Source organism: Sorangium sp. So ce296, assembly GCF_051529605.1.
GTDB lineage: Bacteria > Myxococcota_A > Polyangia > Polyangiales > Polyangiaceae > Sorangium > Sorangium cellulosum_D.
In genome coordinates, this window is record NZ_CP150325.1 from 9525768 (window position 1) to 9547682 (window position 21915).

The 21915-nt window shown below is 68.6% G+C and carries 19 protein-coding genes; 17 read left to right on the plus strand and 2 right to left on the minus strand.

Translation table 11 applies throughout. From position 1 onward, the window contains the following. Positions 1–321 precede the first annotated feature (321 nt). Together WME98_RS35310 and WME98_RS35315 are read left to right on the plus strand one after the other, a co-directional pair. The gene (locus WME98_RS35310; protein WP_437337084.1) at positions 322–537 is read left to right on the plus strand and encodes a hypothetical protein; all 216 of its coding nucleotides are present in this window, start codon (positions 322–324) and stop codon (positions 535–537) included. Positions 538–778: 241 nt separating this feature from the next. Beyond that, a complete protein-coding gene (locus WME98_RS35315; protein ID WP_437946035.1) occupies positions 779–1567 on the plus strand; it encodes a hypothetical protein in 789 nt (262 codons plus the stop codon). 73 nt (positions 1568–1640) lie between these two features. On the opposite strand, the gene WME98_RS35320 is transcribed toward WME98_RS35315, so the two are convergent. After that, on the minus strand, positions 1641–2645 hold the full coding sequence (locus WME98_RS35320; RefSeq protein WP_437946036.1) for a hypothetical protein: 1005 nt from the start codon (positions 2643–2645) through the stop codon (positions 1641–1643). Between the two features lie 34 nt (positions 2646–2679). Continuing rightward, positions 2680–4068, minus strand: a complete 1389-nt coding sequence (locus WME98_RS35325) for a hypothetical protein (RefSeq protein WP_437946037.1) — start codon at positions 4066–4068, stop codon at positions 2680–2682. A 281-nt stretch (positions 4069–4349) separates the two neighbouring features. Between WME98_RS35325 and WME98_RS35330 the strand changes: the two genes are divergently transcribed. The 15 genes from WME98_RS35330 (at position 4350) to WME98_RS35400 (ending at position 21912) form a co-directional block, all read left to right on the plus strand. Beyond that, positions 4350–5459 (plus strand): DUF444 family protein, encoded by a 1110-nt coding sequence (locus WME98_RS35330; RefSeq protein WP_061624955.1) that lies wholly within the window; start codon positions 4350–4352, stop codon positions 5457–5459. A gap of 6 nt (positions 5460–5465) precedes the next feature. Next, the gene (locus WME98_RS35335; protein ID WP_061624954.1) at positions 5466–7028 is read left to right on the plus strand and encodes a SpoVR family protein; all 1563 of its coding nucleotides are present in this window, start codon (positions 5466–5468) and stop codon (positions 7026–7028) included. Continuing rightward, positions 7025–8239, plus strand: coding sequence for a tetratricopeptide repeat protein (locus WME98_RS35340; protein WP_437946038.1), 1215 nt, complete (start codon positions 7025–7027; stop codon positions 8237–8239). Before WME98_RS35335 ends, WME98_RS35340 begins: the two co-directional genes overlap by 4 nt. Before the next feature lie 861 nt (positions 8240–9100). Further along, the gene (locus tag WME98_RS35345) at positions 9101–9676 is read left to right on the plus strand and encodes a hypothetical protein (protein WP_237245226.1); all 576 of its coding nucleotides are present in this window, start codon (positions 9101–9103) and stop codon (positions 9674–9676) included. 55 nt (positions 9677–9731) lie between these two features. Next, positions 9732–10898: a class I SAM-dependent methyltransferase gene (locus tag WME98_RS35350; protein ID WP_020734186.1), complete on the plus strand. Its 1167-nt coding sequence runs from the start codon at positions 9732–9734 to the stop codon at positions 10896–10898. Positions 10899–10942: 44 nt separating this feature from the next. Beyond that, positions 10943–13339: a PP2C family protein-serine/threonine phosphatase gene (locus tag WME98_RS35355; RefSeq protein WP_437946039.1), complete on the plus strand. Its 2397-nt coding sequence runs from the start codon at positions 10943–10945 to the stop codon at positions 13337–13339. Between the two features lie 24 nt (positions 13340–13363). Beyond that, positions 13364–14281, plus strand: a complete 918-nt coding sequence (locus tag WME98_RS35360) for a slr1658 superfamily regulator (RefSeq protein WP_012234413.1) — start codon at positions 13364–13366, stop codon at positions 14279–14281. Positions 14282–14356: 75 nt separating this feature from the next. Further along, entirely contained in the window at positions 14357–15319 is a 963-nt protein-coding gene (locus tag WME98_RS35365) for a SpoIIE family protein phosphatase (RefSeq protein WP_148314768.1), read from the plus strand. Beyond that, complete coding sequence (locus WME98_RS35370) at positions 15319–15810, plus strand: ATP-binding protein (RefSeq protein WP_236644532.1); 492 nt, start codon at positions 15319–15321, stop codon at positions 15808–15810. The genes WME98_RS35365 and WME98_RS35370 overlap by 1 nt, the downstream gene beginning before the upstream one ends. Before the next feature lie 34 nt (positions 15811–15844). Then, positions 15845–16255, plus strand: coding sequence for a hypothetical protein (locus tag WME98_RS35375; RefSeq protein ID WP_020734190.1), 411 nt, complete (start codon positions 15845–15847; stop codon positions 16253–16255). Positions 16256–16288: 33 nt separating this feature from the next. Beyond that, entirely contained in the window at positions 16289–17668 is a 1380-nt protein-coding gene (locus WME98_RS35380; RefSeq protein WP_437946040.1) for an STAS domain-containing protein, read from the plus strand. 301 nt (positions 17669–17969) lie between these two features. After that, positions 17970–18467 carry a MarR family winged helix-turn-helix transcriptional regulator gene (locus WME98_RS35385; protein ID WP_437337091.1) on the plus strand — a complete coding sequence of 166 codons (498 nt, stop codon included), beginning with the start codon at positions 17970–17972 and terminating at the stop codon, positions 18465–18467. A gap of 16 nt (positions 18468–18483) precedes the next feature. Further along, positions 18484–19422, plus strand: a complete 939-nt coding sequence (locus tag WME98_RS35390; protein ID WP_437946041.1) for a 3-keto-5-aminohexanoate cleavage protein — start codon at positions 18484–18486, stop codon at positions 19420–19422. After that, positions 19419–20204, plus strand: coding sequence for an enoyl-CoA hydratase/isomerase family protein (locus tag WME98_RS35395; RefSeq protein WP_437946042.1), 786 nt, complete (start codon positions 19419–19421; stop codon positions 20202–20204). Before WME98_RS35390 ends, WME98_RS35395 begins: the two co-directional genes overlap by 4 nt. Positions 20205–20349: 145 nt before the next feature. Further along, positions 20350–21912: an acyl-CoA carboxylase subunit beta gene (locus WME98_RS35400; protein WP_437954056.1), complete on the plus strand. Its 1563-nt coding sequence runs from the start codon at positions 20350–20352 to the stop codon at positions 21910–21912. The last annotated feature ends 3 nt before the right edge of the window (positions 21913–21915 follow it).

A 21915-nucleotide genomic window follows, 5' to 3' on the forward strand; every position in this document is an offset into this window, starting at 1 on the left:
AGCAGAGACAAGAGGCTGTCGCGGTGGGAAGCACCACGCATCTACGGAATGTCATCCATGCATGGTCCGGGGATCCTGCTAGGATGAATCTCGGTCGCAGTGCGGCGCCACATCCGAGCCTGGGTCGCTGGTTTTCGGCTCGTCCGAAGGAGCATTCCTACGATGGTCCAGCATCGCCCTACGCCAGCGGCTGCAGGTCGGACCATCGAGCGCAGGCCTCGCGAGGGCGGCCGCGCGCCGCGATCGATCGGGGCAGCGCACGGCATCGGGCGCACGGAGGCGCTTCCGCCGCAGAGCGAGATGGGGGGTATGTGCGGAGCGATGGAGGACGATGAAGTTCAGGTCTGTCCTGCGTCCGTGCCGCCGTCCTCGCGCCGGTACCTCATCGGCCGGCGCGGGGATGTGGGCTGTCCGCTCTGCGCGAGGCGCGCGCGGGGCGAGGCGACCCTCCCGGGCCTCGGCGGGACGTCGTACCACTTCCTGACCGCCACCTGGGTCGTCCTCATGGTCGGCGATCCGGCGTCGTCGCAGTCCTGATCGGCACCGCGGGATGGGGCAGCCCTGCTCCGCCGGGATGGGCAGAGCTGCTCCGCCGGGATGGGGCAGCCCTGCTCCGCCGGGATGGGGCAGCCCTGCTCCGCCGGGATGCGGCAGCCTGGGCGGGCACCGCTCCGAGAGCGACAGCGCTGCGCGGGATTCGCTCGGATTGGCATCCTGCCGGTCGGCAGGACTCGGCCAGGGCCGCTGGATGGGCAGCCCCGGGCAGGCATCGCTGTGGATGGGAACAACGCGGGCGGGCGCGAGCGGCGCGCCCGGCGTCGAGGCTCAGCTGGTCTGGGTCCGCCTTGCGGCGGTCGCGCGCTTCTGGCCGGCCCGCTGCGCGCGCGGCTGCGCCGCCCTCGTGCGCCGCGCGCCACCGCGCCCGGCGGACGGCGTCTGCCTCGCCCCGCCGCCACGCTGCGGCGCCGCCCGCTTGGCGCCTGCCGCCTTGCGCGCCGTCTTCTGCCCGCCGGCCGCCGCCGGCCCGGTCGCGCCCCGGCCGCGCCCCGCCGTACCGCCGGCGGCGGCCCGCTTCCGCGTCGTGGCCGCCTTCTTCGCGGCGGCGCTCCGCGGCCGGCTCGTCTGGCCGGCGGCCGTCTTCCTCGCCGCGCTGCCCGCCCGCTGCTTCGGCCCGGCCTTCGCCCCCGCCGAGGTGCTCCGCGCCGTGCCCGGCCGCGCGGCGGCGCCTGCTCCCGCCTTGCGCGACCCCTTCCTGGCCTGGGTCGCGCGCCGGGTCGGGCTCGCGGCCTTCCTCGCGCCGCCGGCCGCGGCCCTGGTCCGCCTGCCCGACGCCGTCCGACCGGCCTCGCCCTGGGACGTCGCAGGCGAAGGCTGCTCGCGCTCGCCGCTCCCGACCCGCTTTCTCTGCTTGGACGTATCCTTTGCTGTCTCGCCTCTCGGCATAGAGCCCTCCCCCGAGCTCTCTCGACATGAGCTCGCTCGTGGCCTCATGGTGCCACAGCCTTTCCTCTTTCCCGGTCGGAAAGTCGGCGGGAAGGACCGGAATCGAAATCAGGATCTGCTGTAGCCCACCCCGGCGGAGGCGCCTATTGCGCGTCAGGCCGGCGGCAGATCGGCGCCGCAAACCCGCTCGGAAGCGCTCAGAAATCCCAGTCGAAGCCGACGCGGGCGCCGCCCTTGAGGTTCCACTGGGCGGGGCGCCGGTGGGTCTCGAGCACGTGCTCGACCGCGATGCCGAGGCCGGCCCACGGCATGACGCCCCGCAGCCGCAGGGAGGAGACGCCGACCAGCGCGCCGGCGCGCAGCCCCGGGCTCACGCGGAGGTCGTCCTGGGTGAAGTACGCGAGCGACGCGAGCTCGCCTTCGTAGTGCCAGGTGCGGGCGTGGTACCGCAGCACCATCGGCAGCGCGGCGACGAAGCTGATGGGGAAGCGGGTCTTCGTCTCGGTCTGCTCGAACTGCGCCGTGCCGCCGAACTCGCCGCCGGCCAGGAACGTCCAGCGCTCGTCGATCCCGCGGCCGAGCAGCAGCCGCGCCGAGCCGCCGGCGCCGGGGAGGACCCTGCCGCTGGCGCCCTCGAGCACCGCGATGCCGCCCCCCTCCACGTTGAGCGTGGTCCGGTAAGCGTCGGTCTCGCGCCCCCGGAAGGCCGGCGAGGGGCGGAGCCAGAACGGACACTCGGCCGGCGCATCGCCGGCGCCGATCGCGCGGCGCATCGCCTCGGCGAGGAGCGCGCGCACCCGCGTGGCGAACAGGAGATCCGCGACCTCGTCGAGGTCTTCTCCGCGACGCCGGAACGCCTCCTCGACGGGACCGCCGAGCTCGACGATCCGGCGGTCGAGCGCCGCGAGCGCGGCGGCGCGCGTCTCCGCCGTCGCCGAGCACACGCTCATCAGCGCCGGCGACATGATCTCGTCGATCTCGTACCGGTCGATCGTCCAGCCGAGCGACTGCTGCACCTCGACCATCTTCTCGAGATCGGCGAGCAGGCCGACCACCGCGAGATCGCGCGGCGCGGCCTCGGCGACGGGCGCTGCCGCGAGGGACGTCACGAGCAGCGCGGCGATCACGTGCGCCGCGAGCCGCGCGGCGACGACGCCCGCAGCGACCGCCGTACCCCACGCCAGCGCGGACACCCTTCCCAACGCGCCCCGCACGATCGCCCCGCGCATCGCCGCGTCAGAAGCAGGTGCCGCCGCCGCAGCTCCTGCCCACGCAGAGCAGCAGCCGGAACGTCTCAGGGCTGTTCATGCACTCGAACCCGCAGACCGCGGAATCGTTCCCCGCGTCGAGGCAGCCGAAGAAGCACGCCACGTCCTCGGCGCACGCGGCGCTGGCGAGGCACTGGTTGAGCTGCGCGCAGCAGCCCTCGGCCACGCAGCCCCCGCACTCGGACCCGTCCGACGGGCACGCGGGCCCGCCGCAGAGGCCGTTCTGGCAGTTGTCGTTGCAGCACTCGCTCGAGTCCGCGCAGGGCCGCCCGTCGGGCCTGCACTCGGTCACGCACCCGAGGGCCGGGTCGCAGGCGCCGCTGCAGCAGCTCTCCGCCGAGCCGCAGCTCGCCCCGTTCGGCAGGCAGCCGACGCAGGCGCCCTCGAAGCAGCTCCCGCTGCAGCACGAGGCGTCGGCCGCGCACCCGCCGCCCTCCGGCGTGCACGGCGTCCGGCAGACGCCGTCCTCGCACGCGCCGCTGCAGCACGCCGCGTCGGACGCGCAGCGGCTGCCGTCTTCGGCGCATTCGCCGCAGGTCAGCCCGCAGAGCCCGGTCACCTCGCGGACGCAGATCTCGTCCCAGCTGGCGTCGCAGCAGAACGAGTCGAACCGGCAGATCTCCGCCACGCAGCCGCCGCACTCCGCCGCGAGCGGCGCGCCGATCGCGCAGGGCCCGTGCGAGCAGGACACGCCCCCGCAGATGCCCTCGTCACAGACGCCAGAGCAGCACGCGTCCGCCGAGCCGCACATCTCCCCGTCCGGGCTGCAGCCGCCGCAGACGCCCGCGTTGCAGCGCCCGGAACAGCAGTCCGCGCCCGTGTTGCAGCCGAAGCCATCGGGCGAGCACGCGAGGCCGCAGGCGCCGCCGCGGCAGACGCCGCTGCAGCACGCGTCGCCGCCCTCGCAGAGCGCGCCGTTCGGGATGCACGGCGCGCGGCAAGCGCCCTCCTCGCAGCGAAGCGAGCAGCACTGCCCCGCGAAGCTGCACGCGCTCCCGCTCGGGAAGCAGCCCTGCCCGCACGCTCCGCCCGTGCAGACACCGGTACAGCACTGCGCCGCGCTCTGGCACGGCGCCCCGTCGACCGAGCAGCCCTGGCCGCAGAGCCCCTCGGTGCACACCCCGGTGCAGCAGTCGCCCGGGGCGGCGCACGGCGCGCCGTCCTGTGCGCAGCCGCCGCCGCCGCAGATCCCGCGCGCGCACGCGGCGCTGCAGCAGTCCGCCGCGCCCTCGCAGGGGAGCCCGTCCTCCCGGCACACCGGCGCGTCCGGCCGTGCGTCGGGGGCGCCCCCTGCGTCCGCGAGCTCGGGCAGGCCGACGAGCTGCTCGCGGGAGCCGCAGCCGAGGGCCAGCGCCATGAGGACCACAAAGAGAAGGACCGGCGCTCGGGAAGGCACGGTCCCGAGGCTATCACGGGTGCAGTTCACGACGGGCGGGCGTGACGGTGGGGAAAGCGGCGGGGAACCGTGCGGGGAGGCGCGGGGAGGGCGCAGGGAGGGCGCGGTGGGGGGCCGGAGCGGCGGGGGCGCGAACGCCGGGGCAGGGGGCCGTCGGGGATGGGACGACGACGGCGCGGGAGACCTCGGCGGCCCGCCGAACGTTCGGACCCGGGGCCGCTTCCGATGCTACACTCGCCAGCGTGTCGTTGAAGATCGACCAGGATCACGGGCGCTTCCGTCAGATCGTTCGCGGCCGCATCCGCGAGAACCTGCGCAAGTACATCTCGCAGGGCGAGCTCATCGGGCGAAAGGGAAAGGACCTCGTCTCGATTCCGATTCCTCAGATCGACATCCCGCGCTTCCGCTTCGGCGACAAGCAGCGCGGCGGCGTGGGGCAGGGCGACGGCAACCCCGGCGATCCCGTGGGGGGCTCGGACGACAAGCAGCCCGGGCAGGGGCAGGCGGGCAGCGGCGAGGGCGACCACATCCTCGAGGTCGACGTCACGCTCGAGGAGCTCGCCGGCATCCTCGGCGAGGAGCTCGAGCTGCCCGACATCCAGGACAAGGGCAAGAGCAAGATCTCGAACGCCCACGACCGCTACTCGGGCATCCGCCGGGTCGGCCCGGAGTCGCTGCGCCACTTCAAGCGGACGTACCGCGAGGCGCTCAAGCGGATGATCTCGAGCGGGACGTTCCGCCCGACGGCGCCGGTCGTCGTCCCCATCCCGGACGACAAGCGGTACCGCTCGTGGAAGACGATCACAGAGCCCGTCGCGAACGCGGTCATCATCTACATGATGGACGTCTCCGGCTCGATGGGCGACGAGCAGAAGGAGATCGTGCGCATCGAGTCGTTCTGGCTCGATGCGTGGCTCACGCGCCAGTACAAGGGCCTGGAGTCGCGCTTCATCATCCACGACGCCATCGCCCGCGAGGTCGACCGGGACACGTTCTTCCACACGCGCGAGTCCGGCGGCACGATGATCTCGAGCGCCTACAAGCTCTGCTCTCAGATCATCGACAACGACTACCCGCCGGACGAGTGGAACATCTATCCGTTCCACTTCTCCGACGGCGACAACTGGTCGATGGACGACACCCTCTCCTGCGTGGACGTGCTCAAGACCCAGATCCTGCCGAGGGTCAACATGTTCGCCTACGGGCAGGTCGAGAGCCCGTACGGCTCGGGCCAGTTCATCAAGGATCTGAAGGAGCACTTCTCGCAGGACGACCGCGTCGTGGTGAGCGAGATCAGGGACAAGGACGCCATCGTGGGCAGCATCAAGGACTTCCTGGGGAAGGGGAAATAGGGCGGCATGAGCAAGTTCGCGCTGAACACCGCGCTCCCCCGGTACCTGCGCACCGAGAAGGAGCGCATCGAGAAGATCGCCAGGGACTACGGGCTCGACTTCTTCCCTGTCGTCTTCGAGATGCTGACGTACGACCAGATGAACGAGATCGCCGCGTACGGCGGCTTTCCGAGCCGCTACCCGCACTGGCGGTTCGGCATGGAGTACGAGCAGCTCTCGAAGAGCTACGAGTACGGCCTCTCGAAGATCTACGAGATGGTCATCAACAACAACCCCTCGTACGCCTACCTGCTCGAGGGCAACTCGCTCACCGACCAGAAGCTCGTGATGGCGCACGTGTTCGGGCACGTCGACTTCTTCAAGAACAACTTCTGCTTCCGGTCCACCGACCTCGACCAGCGCGGCCCGATCCTCGACCCCGTGCGCAGGAGCGACTCCTACGACCCGGACCGCAAGTGGATCGACAAGATGGCGAACCACGGCGCCCGCGTGTCGCGCCACATCGAGCGTCACGGCATCAACAAGGTCGAGGCGTTCGTCGACCACTGCCTCTCGCTCGAGAACCTCATCGACCCGTGGGCCCCGTTCACCGGCCGCCCGGCGCCCAAGGAGGAAGAGGATCCCTCGGAGGAGCCGATGGACACGTACAAGCTCCGGGCCAAGGAGTACATGGACTCCTTCATCAACCCGGAGGAGATCCTCGCGGCGCAGAAGAAGAAGCGGCAGGAGCAGAAGAAGCCGGAGCGCAAGGTGCCGGAGCGCCCGGAGCGCGACGTGCTCAAGTTCCTGCTCGACCACGCGCCGCTCGATCGGTGGGAGCGCGACGTGCTCGAGATCATCCGCGAGGAGGCGTACTACTTCGTGCCGCAGCGCCAGACGAAGATCATGAACGAGGGCTGGGCCTCGTACTGGCACTCGAAGATGATGACCGAGAAGGTCCTCGATGCGTCGGAGATCATCGACTACGCCGAGAACAACGCCGGCGTCATGGCGACGGCGCCGGGGCGGTTCAACCCCTACAAGGTCGGCGTGGAGCTCTATCGCTACATCGAGGATCGGTGGAACAAGGGGCGCTTCGGCCGCGAGTGGGAGGAGTGCACCGACCTCGACGCGAAGCGCACCTGGGACATGCGGCTCGGCCTCGGCCGCGAGAAGATCTTCCAGGTGCGCGCGCTCTACAACGACGTGACCTTCATCGACGAGTTCCTGACGCCGGAGTTCGTGATCGACCAGAAGATGTACACGTTCGGCTTCTCCGGCCGGAACGACCGGTTCGAGATCGAGAGCCGCGAGTTCAAGGAGGTGAAGGAGAAGCTCCTCTTCCAGCTCACGAACTTCGGCGATCCCTACATCCGCGTCGTCGACGCCAACTACGGCAACCGCGGGGAGCTCCTGCTCGAGCACGTGCACGGCGGCTTCGACCTGCGCGCCGACTACGCGCGCGAGACGCTCGTGGCGCTCGTCCGCTGCTGGAAGCGGCCGGTCGGCGTGGCGACGAAGATGGATAACAAGCCTGTGCTGCTCCGCTACGACGGCAAGGAGCACGCGATGACCCCGTACAAGCTGTGAGCTCCTGCGGCTCGATCCGCGGGCTCGCCGTCCTCGTCGCGCTCGCCGGCTGCGCGGGCGCGCCGGCCGACGCGCCCGCGCGATCGGCCCCGCACGCCCCGCCGGCGATGCCGCCCGCGCCCGCCGCGCCTCCCGCGGCGAGCGGGGCGGCGGCGGCGGCGAACGGCGCGGCCGCGGGCGCGGCGGAGCCTCAGGCGACCGGCTCGGGCGTTCCGCTCGACGCGCCGTCCACCAGCGAGGGCGCGCCGGCGAGCCCTCCTCCGCGCGTCGCGCGCGGCACCGGCACGCCGGCGGACAGGAAGCTCGAGGAGGGCGACGCCGCCTACGCGAGCGGCGATTTCGCCGCCGCGGAGAGGGCCTATCGCGCGGCCGCGCTGCTCGACAGGCGAGACCCCGCGCCGATCGTGGGGACCCAGCGCGCGGCGATCGCCAGGGCGGGGGTGTCCTCCGAGTACAACGGGGCGCCGGGCGACAAGACGCTCCTCGCCGCGATTCCCGAGCTCAAGCGCGCGGTGAAGCTCGATCCGGAGCACGCGCCGGCGCACCTCGAGCTCGGCCGCGCCCTCCTCGTCCTCGGCCGCGCCGACGCGGCGCTCGGCGAGCTCGCGCGGGCCGCGGAGCTCGCCCCGAGCGACCCCGAGGCCCGCTCCGCGCTCGGCGTCGCTCACCTCGCGCTCGGCCACCTGCAGGACGCCGTCCGCGAGCTCGCGCGATCCGCCGAGCTCGCCCCCGGCGACGCCGAGCGGCAGGCGAACCTCGGGACGGCGCTGCTCGCGGCGGGGAAGACGGCCGACGCGATCCGCGCTTACGAGCGCGCCGCGAGGCTCTCGCCGGCCGACGCGCGGCTGCAAAACGATCTCGGGACGGCGCTGCTCGCCGCGAACGATCCGGCGCGCGCCGTGCCGTACCTCGAGGCGGCCGTGGCCCGCGACCCGGCGCGCGCCACGTACCGATCGAACCTCGGGTATGCGTACCACCTCCGCGGCGACCTGCCCAAGGCGACCGCGCTCTACCGCGAGGCGCTGCGGCTCGACGACAAGCTCGGCAGCGCGTGGATCAACCTGGGCAACGCGCTCGCGCAGTCGGGCCAGCTGAAGGAAGCGCGCGCGGCGTACGAGAAGGCGCGCGCGGTGGACCCCGCGGATCCGCGGGTGAAGGCCGTGATGGACGAGCTCGACGCGATCGAGCGGCGCGGCGCCGCGCCGCGGTGACAGCCGCGAATCCGGCGCTGCCGCCCGGGCGCGTGTCAAGCGCAATCGTCGCCCGGCGCGACGCCCCGCCCGACGCCCCGCCCGACCTCGGCCTCAAGCGCTCGGCGACGTAGGCGGAGAGAGCGAGTTGGCGGGCCAAGCGAGCTCACGGCTCGCGCGGGCCCACGGCCGCGCGCGCGCGGGCGCCGGGCCCGGAGCGCGCGCCCGAGGCGTACGTCGCTGTGAAATCACCCGCCGGAGAGGGCCACTCGCCCCCGCGCGCCGCGCCCGCCTGCACTGGGTAGGTCGCCCCACCGAGCTCCGCACAGTTCCGTAGCGACTCGCGACCACACGCCATGAGTGATCTCCGCAGTGGCGGGCGCGGCATGAAAGTGTTGACAGGACCGACGCGCTTTCGATTACCTCCCTTGAAGGTGTTCTCGAGGGCTTCGATGGTCGCAGGCGCCGCCTGCCAGGGTCCGCAAGCGACGCGCGGCGCGGCGAATTCTCCGTCGTCGCTGCACGGCGCGCGCGCGCCGATCTGTGGACAATTCGGCCGGCGAGCGCCCGCGCCGCGGGCCGGCCACCGGGCGTCGCGCCCGAGCAACAGCGCACGTCGCGGTCCGGACCTCAGCGGGCGCACGGGAAGAATACCTTTCTCTACCTGCACGGAATATCAGCAGCGAATAAATGTGATCTGTACCACATTATCGTTTCGATCCTGTGGCAATCCGGGCACCTCCAAGGCAGTCCTCGTCAGCGCTGTGCTCGTCCGAGTCCACCATGGCGACCTCGAGCGGGAGCGCGACGCACTCGACGCGGCACCCAGACTCCAGGTACTCTGCGTCCTGCCTCCTCTCGCAAACCAACCCCGAGGCCTTGATGTCCGTTTCGAAGCCGACCGATGTAGCCCCGACGCTGCGACCACCGCCGGTCATGGCGCCGAGCGGCATGATCATCTCAGCCAACTTCTCGGTCACTGGCTTCAGCAAGCGCTGGAGCCACTGCCATCAGATGGCGAACTTCCTCGCGCGGTACGCGAGCGCAAACGAGGACGACCCGGAGCGCTACGCGACGCTGCTCTCGACCTTCTTCAACGAGCTGCTTGAAGCCATTTATCGCAATCACGCTCCGTCGGGCGACATCATCATCACCTTCCAGAGGAACAACGGTCGCATCAGCGTGACGGCCGAGGTGCCCGCCAGCAGCGAGAACGTGGCGTTCTACAAGCACGCCGTCCAGCTGCTCAACCAGCCAGATCCGATGGCCTGGTACCGAGAGCAGCTCGAGCACGACGTGCCCGACAACGATGTTACGACTCTAGGTCTGCTAGAGCTCGCTGTAGTCTACGGTTCGACGCTAAGCCTTACTGAACCCAAGAACGGGACCTCGCTGACATTGAACATCGAGCTGCCGTTTACTGAGGTAGATGAAAATGAGTGCTTCAATCTACCCTGAGAACGCCGTCCCGCCCTCGTCCTCATCGGGGAGCCTTCCGTCATGGCGCTCGTCGGTGACCTTCAACATGCGGGTCGACCAGGACGATCAGGAGGTGGCCCTCGCCGGCATGCTCCGGCCGTTCGTGGGCGACCAGATGCGGGCGATCCGAGGGACGCTGGAGACCGCCGCGAAGAACGCGACGGGCGAGCTCACCCTCGACTTCAAGCGCCTCAAGTACATGAACAACGTCGCCTTCCTCGAGATCAACCGGTTCGTCCGGTGGGCCGTGGAAGAGCGGCCCAACCTAAAGATCCGCCTCATCATCTCGAGCGTCATCCCCTGGGCGATGCGGAAGTTCCAGGTGATGGAGGAGCTCTATCCGAACGTCTCGGTGGAGGTCTACGACAAGGCGCTCTATCCGATCCAGAGCGTGATCGAGGACGAGGATTTCGTCAGGGTCCTCAGGACCCAGGAGAAGATCGTCTATAACCACGAGCGCAAGCTCCTCCACCGGCACGGCCTCCGGCCGGGCATGAAGGTCGCCGACATCGGCTGCGGGCTCGGGGACTTCGCGGTGCGGCTCAACGCGGAGTACAAGCCGGAGTACGTCACGGCCGTCGACCACTCCAGGGCGTTCTTGAAGCACGCCCAGGCGCACGCGAGGAGCCTCGGGATCGAGAACATCGAGTATCAGTACGGCGACGCCGCCGCGCTCCTCATCCCCGACGACTCCTTCGATTTCGTGTCCTGCCGGCTCGCCATCCAGGTCTTCCACATGCCGGACCAGCTGATGAAGGAGCTCTGCCGGATCTGCAAGCCCGGCGGCCGCGTCTACATCACGAACGAGATGCTCGCGTGCGTGACCGGCTATCCGGATCAGGACCTCATCCGCATGGGGTACCGGCGGTACCTCGAGCTGAGCCGGATGGTCGGGATGGACTTCGACATCGGCGTGAGGACCCGCGAGCTGCTCTCGAACGCGGGGCTCGAGGACATCCGCAGCGATCTCATCGACATCAACAACATGAACACCGACCCGAACAACTTCGCGAAGGTCGTGGAGAGCTGGATCAAGTTCTGCGGCGACGTCGCGGCTTCGGCGAACGCCGATCCGGTGATCTTCGAGGAGATTGGCATCGGGCTCAGGGCCCACGTCTCTGCCATCCTCAGCGACAAGGGGTACGCGAACTGGCCGATACTCGCCGGCTCCGGGCGCAAGCCAGAACGGCTGATGCGATAGCGTGAGTGAACTGGAGAGGCCGATGAGGCGCCGCGAGCCGACCTATGGAAGCTAAGGAGCGCAAGAAGTTTTCGATCGTTCAGTGGATCGTCGAGAGGTCCTCCGGGCGCTTCCGTACGAAGTTCATGCTCGTGGCGTCGTTCGGCGTCCTCATCGCTCTTGCGTCGAGCGCGGGCACGGCCCTCTACAACGTCACGCGGCTGGAGCAGGAGGCCAGCGCCGAGGTCTACGGCGGGCTGGCTCGGGCGAACGACGAGTACCTCGAGAACTACATCGAGACGACGGCGCTCCGCCTCGACCTCCTGTTCGAGCAGACGTTCTCCGAGCTCCGGATGACGGCGTCGATACTCCAGACGCTGATCGACAACCCGGACGCCGCGGAGGCCATAGGCACTCTCCCCGACAAATCGTCCTTCTTCAAGGACGATTTCGAGGTCGATCCGAACGGGAAGTGGACCCAGAACAAGCCGGGCGAGCAGTCCGTCATGAGCGTGTGGCACTACATGCTCGAGAAGGACGGCTCGATCAAGCCGGAGATCCTGAAGGACGTCAAGAAGAACGCGATCTTCGACCTGTTCGCCCCGGCCATCGTCAAGAACGGGAGCGAGAAGCTCCAGGTCTACTACGTGGGGCCGAAGGAAAAGCCCATCATGCGTCTGACGCCCTGGCTCGAGATGGCGCAGACGTTCGACAGGCTCTACCCGGGGCACACGGACAAGAACTTCTGGGACTCCTTCTTCCCGGGCATCTACGAGGGATGGCAGCGCTGGCTCAAGGACCCGAGCAGCAAGCCCGTCCCGAAGACCGACGTCACCGGCTATCCGCCCTACATCGACGCGGCGACCGGCGGCAACATCGTCACGTTCTTCAATCCCCTCTGGACGAAGGACCGGACGGACTGCGCCGGGGCGGTCGCGATCGACATCACGCTGGATCAGGCGGTGGCCCTCATCCGGCACGTGCACATCAAGTCCTCGGGCTTCGCGTTCATGTCGATGTCCGACACGAACGTCCTCGCGATCAACAGCGAGGGGGAGAAGGTCCTCGGGATCGGGACGCGGGACGGGCAGAACGAGGGCGTGAAGGAGGTCAAGCGCCTCCTCAGCCAGAGCCAGTTCCCCGAGGTCGCCAAGATCGCGATGCCGTCGAGCGAGAAGCCGGTGTTCCACCGGGTCTCGATCCAGCGGGCGCCGGGCGAGCCGGCCATGCCCTACGTCATCGTCCTGCGGCGCCTGCCCGGGATGAACTTCTACCGCGGCGAGAAGCCCATCGGGATGGAGTACTGGGTGCTCGGGTTCGTGGTGCCCGAGTCCGAGCTCTTCTCCACGGTGCACACGGCCCAGCGCGCCATCCAGTCGACGGCGGGGAACATCCTGGGCCAGCAGATCATCGTCGTCGTGCTGAGCCTGTTCGCCGTGCTCGTGGGCATCGCCTGGGTCGCGCGGAGGATCACGGCCAACCTCGTCGATCTCTCCGAGGCGGCGCACCGGCTGATGAACAAGGACTACTCGATGAGGGTCAACATCGACAGCCAGGACGAGATCGGGCGGCTCGGGATGACCTTCAACGCGATGGCGTCCGACATCGAGCGGTACACGGCGAACCTGGAGGAGCTCGTCAGCGAGCGGACGATGGCCCTCGAGAAGGCGAACGAGGAGATCAGCGAGCTGAACGCGAAGCTCGCGCAGGAGAACATCCGCCTCGGCGCCGAGCTGAACGTCGCGCGCCAGCTCCAGCTGATGGTGCTCCCTGCGCCGAGCGAGCTCCAGGAGATCCCGGGCCTCGACATCGCCGGCTACATGGCCCCGGCCGACGAGGTCGGCGGCGACTACTACGACGTGCTCCGGAGCGACGGGCTCGTGAAGATCGGCATCGGCGACGTCACCGGCCACGGGCTGGAGAGCGGCGTGCTCATGCTGATGGTGCAGACGGCCGTCCGGACGCTGCTCGCGAGCAACGAGCGGGATCCGAAGAAGTTCCTGAGCATCGTCAACAAGGTCATCTACCAGAACATCCAGCGCATCCGCTCGGACAAGAACCTGTCGTTGACGCTGCTCGACTACAGCGACGGCAAGCTCCAGCTCACCGGCCAGCACGAGGACCTGATCATCGTCCGGAAGGGCGGCACCCTCGAACGCGTCGAGACCATGGGGCTCGGCTTGCCGATCGGCATCGATCTGGACATCAGCGACTTCATCGGCAGCATCGAGGTGAAGCTCGAGACCGGGGACGTCGTGACGCTGTTCAGCGACGGCATCACCGAGGCGGAGGACTCTTCAGAAGAGCAATACGGCATCGACCGGCTGTGTCAGGTGATCTCGCGCAATCACGAAAGGACCTCGAGGGAGATCAAGGACGCTATCATCGAGGACGTCTTGGCGCACGTAGGCTACAACAAAATCCATGATGACATTACGGTACTTGTCATTAAGAGGGTATGAGCAAGGGGGAGACTGGGCATTACCATGAGCGAAATCATCGGCGTCTACTCTTTAGACGATTCGTTCAGCGAGCACATGTCGCTGACGTTGTACCCCGACTCGTTCGCGGTGAGATGGAGCCTGTGTAACCTGACGGCGAATTTCATGGCCGAGTACTTCGGGGAGCTCTTCCCGGAGATCGACGGCGAGGACAGGCTCATCAGCCGAGACGAGGTCTCAGGCGCCATCGGTTACGTTCTGAACGAGCTGGTTGAGAACGCCGTCAAGTTCAATCAGCACGGTGATATCACCGTGACCGTCGGCATCGGGCGTGAGGACCTGGTGTGCCTCGTCAGCAACCAGATCACGAACGCGGCCGTCCCGTCGCTTCGGGAGAAGCTCCTCGAGCTCACGCAGGAGGACCCGGGGGAGCTCCTGCGGCGGCAGGCGGAGGCGAACGCCGAAGACGCAGAGAACGCCGGGTCGGGGCTCGGCTATCTCATCATCATGAATGATTACGGTGTCAGTCTTGGGTGGAAGCTCGATCCGATCTCGGTGAACAGCTTCAGCATCAAGACGATGGCCAGGATTCCTATTTTGAACGAAAGGTCGAGAATGGAAATCAAAGGTGGCAACTACCGGGTTTGGTACGATCCCTCTGAGGTTGTGGTGTACCTGGAGGGCATCCTTCGTCTTGGCGGCACGACCGAGTACGCCCCGATCGAGGAGCTGCTCGACAAGGTCCTGGCCACGAACCCTCCCACCATCACGCTCGACGTCAGGGCGCTGAACTTCCTGAACAGCTCGGGGATCAACGTCCTCTACAAGTTCGCCATCGCCACCCGGAAGAAGGGAGAGCTCCAGCTCATCGTCCGCGGCTCGAAGTCCATCCCGTGGCAGGGGAAGTCGCTGCCCAACCTCAAGAAGTTCAACCAGAACTTCGAGATGATACTCTGTGATTGAGATCGGATGGGATCTTCCGTCCAACCCGAATCGCGTCCAGGTCGAGCCATGACTGCACCTAAGGACATCAGCTCGATGCACTCCAGAGGCTTCATACAGAAGCAGAGCAATCTGGATGCCATCAGGGCGATCGTGAAGGAGCGGCAAGCGTGGAACACTCTCCTGCGCGACGAGGGGAATTTCACAGACTTCATGGAGCGCTGCAGCGCACTCTTGGAGTACGTCGATAAGCTGAAGCTCGACTTCGACGATCTCTCCCTGGTGCACGAGGCGATCCTGGAGCACGCGACCAGCATCGAGAACGAGCTAGAAGGGTACAACCGGGCCATCGACGACGACCTCGCGGTGGCGCGGCAGGTCCAGCGCGCCCTGCTGCCGGAGGCGAGCGGGCCCATCGCCTCGGCGTTCGACATGGCCATCTTCCACAAGCAGCTAGCGCAGGTGGGAGGGGACTATTACGACTTCTTCTATCTCCCCGGCGAGCGCCACGCGATCGGTGTTTACGATATCTCGGGTCACGGAGTATCGTCGGCGCTCATCATGGCGTTTCTGAAGGCTCAGTTCGCCCACGCCACCAAGCGCCTCGACAGCCCCGGGGCGATCGTGGATTGGGTGAACCGGAGCGCTTACTCGTTCCTCCGGGAGGTTCGCCGGTACGCGACGGTGAACTTCGTCATGTTTACGGACCGATTCCTCCGCTACGTCTCGGGCGGAGGGTACGGGCTCCTGGTCCGTCGGGGTACGCCTCGCTCGTTCAACCGGGTGAGCAACTTCATCGGTCTGCGCATCAAGCCGTTTCACGAGTTCGAGCTGCCGTTCGAGGAGGACGACGTCCTCGCCTTGTACACAGACGGGATGTTCGAGGCGCAGGACGCGAGCGGGGAGATATATTCCGTGCAACGTCTCAACGAAATCGTCGTCAAGCACAGCGAGGAGCCGGTGCAGGTCATCCTCGACCGGTGCATCGAGGACTACACGCGGTTCCGAGTGGCGGACGCCGACGACATCACACTGATCATCCTGCGAAGGTGCGCCTGATGAAGCCCGAGAAGAATCATTCGCAGACGTCGGTCGGTGCATCGATATATATATCTCCGATCGATCACATCACGGGCGACGTGGCCGGCCTGCTTGCGAACTTTCTGGATGCGCTCCTGGTGAGGTTCTATCCCAGACGGATCTGCCAGAAGGTCAACGTGGTCGTCACCGAGCTGGTCACCAACGTGATCCAGCACGGGACCGAGCGTGACAGCGAGGTACGACTCGATCTGAGCATCGATCCCGACCGGCTACTCATCAAGGTATCCAACCGCGTTACGCCGGAAGAGTACCGTACCGTCAAGGCGGTATTCGACGAGATCTTCGCCGCGGAGGACCCGAGGGAGCTCTTCGCCAGGACGGTGCGCGAGCGGCGCAACGACCGGCGGAGGGGCGGCCTCGGCCTCATTCGGCTGACCGCTGAGAACAAATTCCATCTCTCGACGCAGTACGTCGATGGAATTCTCGTCGTCCAGGCTACTTTCCCTTGAAAAGGCTCCGTATGTTTTCCACGAAAGGTCGCGTATGAAGGCTCTCAGCTATGGAGAAATCACGGATGGCGGGCTGAGCGTCTTTCAGTCGGTCGCCCGGCTCGATGACGACAACCGCCTCGTCTTGACCTTCGAGGGCGCTATCCGGATCGACAACCCGTACCGGTACCTGTCCAGCTACCTCGACGAGCTGGCGCGAGTCCTGCCGCAGCATCCGATCACGTCCACGGTGATGGACTTCGTGAAGATGCGGTTCTGCAACTCGAACGGCTTCTACGTCATCATGGACATCGTGGACGCCGTGTACAACCTGGTGCCCGGGCGGGTGACGGTGCGGCGGATCCTCGACGACGACTGGCAGCACGAGACCCTGCCGATCCTGCTCAACCTGAACGAGGAGCACGTGGCCGCGCGGACGACGTTCGAGGATGTCAAAGAGCCGTAAGCGTGGGGTGGGGGCTCGATAAGGCGACCGGCGATGGACGCACCTGCGAACGAAGCGGACGTAGCGAGGTTCTTCGCTGTCTGTCCCGATCCGCTCTGCGTTCTGCGGATCGACGGATCGTTCCTCCGCGTGAGCGGCGCCTGGGAGCGCACGCTGGGCCTCGGGGCCGAGGAGCTGGTCGGCCGGAACCTGCTCGATCTCGTGCACCAGGACGACCTCGCCGCGACGCGGGAGCAGCTGGCGCGGCTCCGGGAGGGGCCGGTCACGCTCGGGATGGAGAACCGGTGCAGGAGCAGGAGCGGCCTCTACGTGTGGCTGTCCTGGTCGATGCTGTCGGTGCCCGGCGAGGGGCTCGTCTACGCCTGGGCGCGCAACGTGGGCAAGCAGAAGCGCGTCGAGCGGGCGCTGATGCAGCGGATCGAGACCAAGATGCTGGTCGCGTCGATCTCGGCCCATTTCATCAACGTGAAGCTCGCGGACATCGACCGCGGCTTTCAGCTGGCGCTCGCGGAGCTCGGCAAGGCGCTGCGCGCCGATCGGACGAGCCTGTTCTTGCTCTCGGAGGACGGGCGGCGGTTCCTGAACACGCACGAGTGGTGCGCCGAAGGGGTCCCGTCGCTGCTCGCGGAGCGGGCTGTCGTCTCCAAGGACGTGTATCCGTGGCTCGTCGACAGGCTGTGCCGCCTCGAGGTGTGCGACGTGCCGCGCGTGGCCGACCTGCCGGATGAGGCAGCGAGCGAGCGGCGAGCGTTCACGGAGCTGGGGATCGCCTCGTTCGTGCGGATGCCCGCGGCGTACGCGGGCCGGCTCGTGGGGGTCGTGGGGATCGACGCGGTGCGCTCGATCCGGGCGTGGGACAAGAGCGTGCGGGCGCTGCTCCAGGTCGTCGGGGAGATGTTCGCGATCACGCTGGAGCGCATGCGCGCCGAGGAGTCGCTGCGCGCGGTGGTCGAGCAGCAGGAGTCGCTGCGCGCGGTGATCGAGCGGCAGGAGTCCGCGATCGAGACGCTGTCGACGCCGATCATCCAGGTCTGGAACAGCGTGCTCGTGCTGCCGCTCGTGGGGAGCATCGATCGGCACCGGGCCACCGAGATCACGGAGAAGCTGCTGCGCACGATCGTCGAGACGAAGTCGCGGTATGCGATCGTCGAGGTGACGGGGGTCGAAGAGGTCGACTCCACGACGGCGCAGCACCTCATCAGCATGCTGCAGACGATCGAGCTGCTCGGCGCGCAGGGCGTGGTGGCCGGCGTGCAGCCCCAGGTGGCGCAGACGGCGTCGTCGCTCGGCATCGATCTCTCGTCGGTCCAGGTGCACCGCGACCTCCAGGAGGCGCTGCGGTGGTGCATCCGGGAGATCCGGGCGGAAGGGCGGCGAGGGAAGCGGGGGCGGCAGGGGCGCAGCGGCCGGTAGCGGGTCGCAGGGCGCAGGGCGCAGGGTGATCCGAGCTGCCCGGCCCCCGGAGAGGGAGCTCGTGGCGCGGCGCCGGGAGGACCGAACTCGCCTGGGACAATGCACCCCGGCGGCGTGCGCTGCACGCCGGGGACGCATCGTCACCAGGCTCAGACACCGGTCCTCCCGGCGCCGCGCCACGAGCTCCCTCCCCGGGGGCCCGCGGTCCGGGCGCAGATGCGTCCGCTCGGTACGCGCGTGGCGTGTGAGGCCGCGCGCTTGACGCAACCTTCGGGAGCGAATATTTCGTACACGAAGCATCGTGACCGCGACCCTGCCCCCGCCAGAGAGGCCGGAGATCGACGCCATCGTGGAGATGATCATCTATCTCTACACGGAGTCGCGCCGGCTCACGAAGGGCATGGCGAGCGGGTTCGGCCTCACCGGACCACAGCTCACCATCCTCAAGCTGCTCGAGTCGTTTCAAGATCTGTCGCTGTCCACGCTGTCAGAGCGGATCCGGGCGCAGAACAGCACCGTGACGGGGATCGTCGACCGCATGGAGAGGGAAGGGCTCGTCCGGCGCGAGCGCTCGAAGGCCGACCGGCGGGTCGTGCACATCCGGCTCAGCGAGAAAGGGGCGCGGCTCGCCCGCGAGATCCAGGTCGAGCCGATGGAGATCTTCCGGAGCGCGCTCCTCGGCCTGAGCTCGACCGATCTGCGCGACTTGCTCCGGATCCTGACGAAGCTGCAGAGACAGGTGGTCGCCCGGGTCGCGCAGAGCGGACCGAAGAAGGGCGACGGCGGCGACAGGACGTGAAAGGGAGGCAGGGGGCATGAGAGAGAAGCCGACGTTCACCGGGGAACCGCGGAAGCCGAACGAGCGAGATCCCGATGTCTGCGTGGTGACCTGCGCGCTGTCCGGGGTGCTCGCGAACCGCAAGCAGTGCCCCGCGATCCCGTACACGCCGGTCGAGATCGCCGAGGAGGCGAAGCGGGCCTACGACGCGGGGGCGGCGGCGGTGCACATCCACGCGCGCAACGACGACGGGTCGCCGACGTTCGCCCCGGCCGTGTTCGCGAAGATCAAGGAAGAGGTGCGGCGGCGCTGCCCGGTGATCCTGAACTTCTCGACGGGCACGATCCTCGAGGACGTCAGCGAGCAGTGCGCGGCCATCCGCGAGAGCCGGCCGGAGATCGCGGCCCTCAACATGGGCACCATGAACTACTCGAAGTACTCGCGCGCGCGGAAGAGCTTCGACTTCGACATGGTGTTTCCCAACACGTACGCGAAGATCGGCAAGCTCCTCACCGCCATGAACGAGGCCGGGACGAAGCCCGAGCTCGAGTGCTTCGACACCGGGCACACCCACGGCGTGTGGCCGCTCGTCGACATGGGCCTGCTCAAGCCGCCGCTGCAGTTCTCGTTCATCGTCAACGTGCTGGGCGGCATCCCGGCGCACGTGGAGTCGCTCCAGCTCCAGACCAAGATCATGCCGCCCGGCTCGGAGTGGGAGGTGATCGGCATCAGCCACGGGCAGTGGCGGATGCTGGCGGCGGCGCTCGTGCTCGGCGGCAACGTGCGGTGCGGGCTCGAGGACCACTTCTACCTGCCGAGCGGCGAGATGGCGCGCAGCAACGGCGAGCTGTGCGAGGTGGCCGTGCGCATGGTGCGCGACGTCGGGCGCAGGCCGGCCACGGTCGAGGAAGCCCGGCAGATCCTGGGGCTGCGCGGCGACGGCGCGGGCGGTCCGGCGGAGGGGGCGGCCTCGTGACGGGCGGCGCGACCGCGGTCGTCCAGGCCGCCTCCGCGGGGGGCGTCCTCCGGCTCACGCTGAACAACCCGGGGCGCAAGAACGCGATCGGGCCGGCGATGGTGAACGAGCTGCACCACGCCCTCGAGGCCGGCATGGCCGACGAGGCGGTGCGCTGCGTGGTCCTGACCGGCGCGGGCGACGCGTTCTGCGCCGGCGGCGACTTCGCGCAGCTCACCGGCGCCGAGGGGGCGCCGGCGCCCGCGCCGAAGGGCGACTACGCGGACCTGCTGCTCGCCATGGCGAACTCGAGCAAGCCGATCGTGGCGCGGGTGAACGGGCACGCGCTGGGCGGCGGGCTCGGGCTCGTCGCGGCGTCGCACTTCGCGATCGCCGCCCGCGGCGCGAAGCTCGGGACGCCGGAGATCAATGTGGGCCTGTTCCCGATGATGATCATGGCGGTGCTCCAGCGGCACGTGAGCCGCCGCAGGCTGCTGGAGATGATGCTGCTCGGGCAGCGCCTCGACGCCGACGAGGCCGCGCAGTGCGGGCTCCTGAACCGGGTGGTCGAGCCGGGCGCGCTCGACGCCGCGGTCGACGAGGTGACCCGGGCGATCGCGGCGAAGAGCCCGATCGCGGTGCGGCTCGGCCTGGAGGCGTTCGCGGCGCAGGACGATCTCGACCTGGAGTCGGCGCTGCCGTTGCTGCGCGAGCGGCTCGCGGGCTGCCTCGCGACCGACGACGCGCGCGAGGGGCTCATGGCCTTCCTGGAGAAGCGGCAGCCCCGCTGGTCGGGCAGGTAGGCGCCGGGGGGGCGCGTGGGTGCGTTGCGGGGGACGGGAGGGCGCCGCAGGCCGCGGCGCTCGCTGGCTCTCGGTTGAGGCGGCCCTGCTCGCCGCGCGGCGCGCGACGGCGAGCGGGGCGCGCAGGATGAGGTGGCCCGTGAACATGCGAGAGCTCGTGAAGGACCTCGAGGCCCGCCGGGAGCAGGTGCGGCGGATGGGCGGCGAGGAGCGGGTGGCGAAGCAGCACGCCCGCGGGAAGATGACGGCGCGGGAGCGGCTCGCGGCGTTCTTCGACGACGGCGTGTGCTTCGAGGTCGGGATGCACGGCACGCAGATGGGGCTCGCGGCCGGGCCGGACGGGAAGGACCGGCCGCCGGCCGACGCGGTGGTGTGCGCGTTCGGCAAGGTCGACGGGCGGATGGTGTGCGCGGCGGCGTACGACTTCACCGTGAAGGGCGGCAGCATCGGGCAGACGGGCGAGGAGAAGGTGACCCGGCTGCGGCAGATGGCGCTCCGCGGGCGCTGGCCGATGGTGTGGTTCATCGACTCGGGCGGGGCGCGCATCGATCCCGGCTCGATGCACCCGGACAGCATCTCGCTGTTCGCCGGCTCGGGGCACCTGTTCCGCGAGCAGGTGCACATGAGCGGCGTGGTGCCGCAGGTCGCCGCCATGGTGGGGCCGGGCGCCGCGGGCACCGCGTACATCCCGGGGCTCGCGGACTTCGTGCCGATGGTCAAGGACGTCGGCTCGATGGCGCTCGGCGGCCCGCCGCTCGTGCGCGCGATGACGGGCGAGGACATCTCCGAGCAGGAGCTCGGCGGCAGCAAGGTGCACGCGATGAAGAGCGGCGTCGGCGACGCGGAGTACGCGAGCGACGCCGAGTGCATCGCCGCGGTGAAGCGGTACCTCTCGTTCTTCCCGTCGAGCTGCGACGAGGAGCCGCCGCGCTTGCCGGTGACGGATCCCGTCGAGCGGCGGGAGGAGTCGCTGCTCGACCTCCTGCCGGAGAGCCCGCGGCGCGCGTACGACATGCTGAAGCTGATCGACGCGATCGTGGATCACGGCGAGCGGTTCGACCTGAAGCCGCGGTGGGCGCGCTCGATCATCACGTGCCTCGCGCGCATCGGCGGCCAGCCGGTCGGGATCGTTGCGAACCAGCCGACCCAGATGGGCGGCATCCTCGACGTGGACGCCTCCGACAAGGCCGCGCGCTTCATGCAGATCTGCGACGCGTTCAACGTGCCGCTCGTGTTCCTGCAGGACGTGCCGGGCTTCATGATCGGCTCGAAGGTCGAGCACGAGGGGATCATCCGCCACGGGGCGAAGATGCTGCACGTCATGGCCGCGGCCACCGTGCCGAAGATCACGGTGGTCGTGCGCAAGGCGTACGGCGCCGGCTATTACGTGATGTGCGGGCGCGCGTACGAGCCGGACCTCATCGTCGGCTGGCCGACCGCGGAGATCAGCGTGATGGGGCCGGAGGGGATGCTCGGGATCGCGGCGAAGAAGCTGTTCGGGGACGCGCCGCCGCTGCCCGAGGTGAAGCAGGGGATGATCGAGGCGCTCCAGAAGAACATCGACGTGATGAAGGTCGCCGGGTGGGGGCTCATCGACGACGTGATCGATCCCCGGGACACGCGCCGGGCGATCGCGTGGGGGCTCGAGCTCGCGCGGAAGAAGCGGGTGGAGCGGCCGGAGAAGAAGCGGGGGATCATCCCCGTGTAGCGC

Bases quoted from the DNA above. Each gene is read 5' to 3' on its own strand.
- WME98_RS35335 (WP_061624954.1), top strand. From the start codon at position 5,466: ATGAGCAAGTTCGCGCTGAACACCGCGCTCCCCCGGTACCTGCGCACC.
- WME98_RS35360 (WP_012234413.1), top strand. From the start codon at position 13,364: ATGAGCGAAATCATCGGCGTCTACTCTTTAGACGATTCGTTCAGCGAG.
- WME98_RS35310 (WP_437337084.1), top strand. From the start codon at position 322: ATGGAGGACGATGAAGTTCAGGTCTGTCCTGCGTCCGTGCCGCCGTCC.
- WME98_RS35370 (WP_236644532.1), top strand. From the start codon at position 15,319: ATGAAGCCCGAGAAGAATCATTCGCAGACGTCGGTCGGTGCATCGATA.
- WME98_RS35390 (WP_437946041.1), top strand. From the start codon at position 18,484: ATGAGAGAGAAGCCGACGTTCACCGGGGAACCGCGGAAGCCGAACGAG.
- WME98_RS35400 (WP_437954056.1), top strand. From the start codon at position 20,350: ATGCGAGAGCTCGTGAAGGACCTCGAGGCCCGCCGGGAGCAGGTGCGG.
- WME98_RS35315 (WP_437946035.1), top strand. From the start codon at position 779: ATGGGAACAACGCGGGCGGGCGCGAGCGGCGCGCCCGGCGTCGAGGCT.
- WME98_RS35380 (WP_437946040.1), top strand. From the start codon at position 16,289: ATGGACGCACCTGCGAACGAAGCGGACGTAGCGAGGTTCTTCGCTGTC.
- WME98_RS35325 (WP_437946037.1), bottom strand. From the start codon at position 4,068: ATGGCGCTGGCCCTCGGCTGCGGCTCCCGCGAGCAGCTCGTCGGCCTG.
- WME98_RS35345 (WP_237245226.1), top strand. From the start codon at position 9,101: ATGTCCGTTTCGAAGCCGACCGATGTAGCCCCGACGCTGCGACCACCG.
- WME98_RS35375 (WP_020734190.1), top strand. From the start codon at position 15,845: ATGAAGGCTCTCAGCTATGGAGAAATCACGGATGGCGGGCTGAGCGTC.
- WME98_RS35355 (WP_437946039.1), top strand. From the start codon at position 10,943: ATGGAAGCTAAGGAGCGCAAGAAGTTTTCGATCGTTCAGTGGATCGTC.
- WME98_RS35365 (WP_148314768.1), top strand. From the start codon at position 14,357: ATGCACTCCAGAGGCTTCATACAGAAGCAGAGCAATCTGGATGCCATC.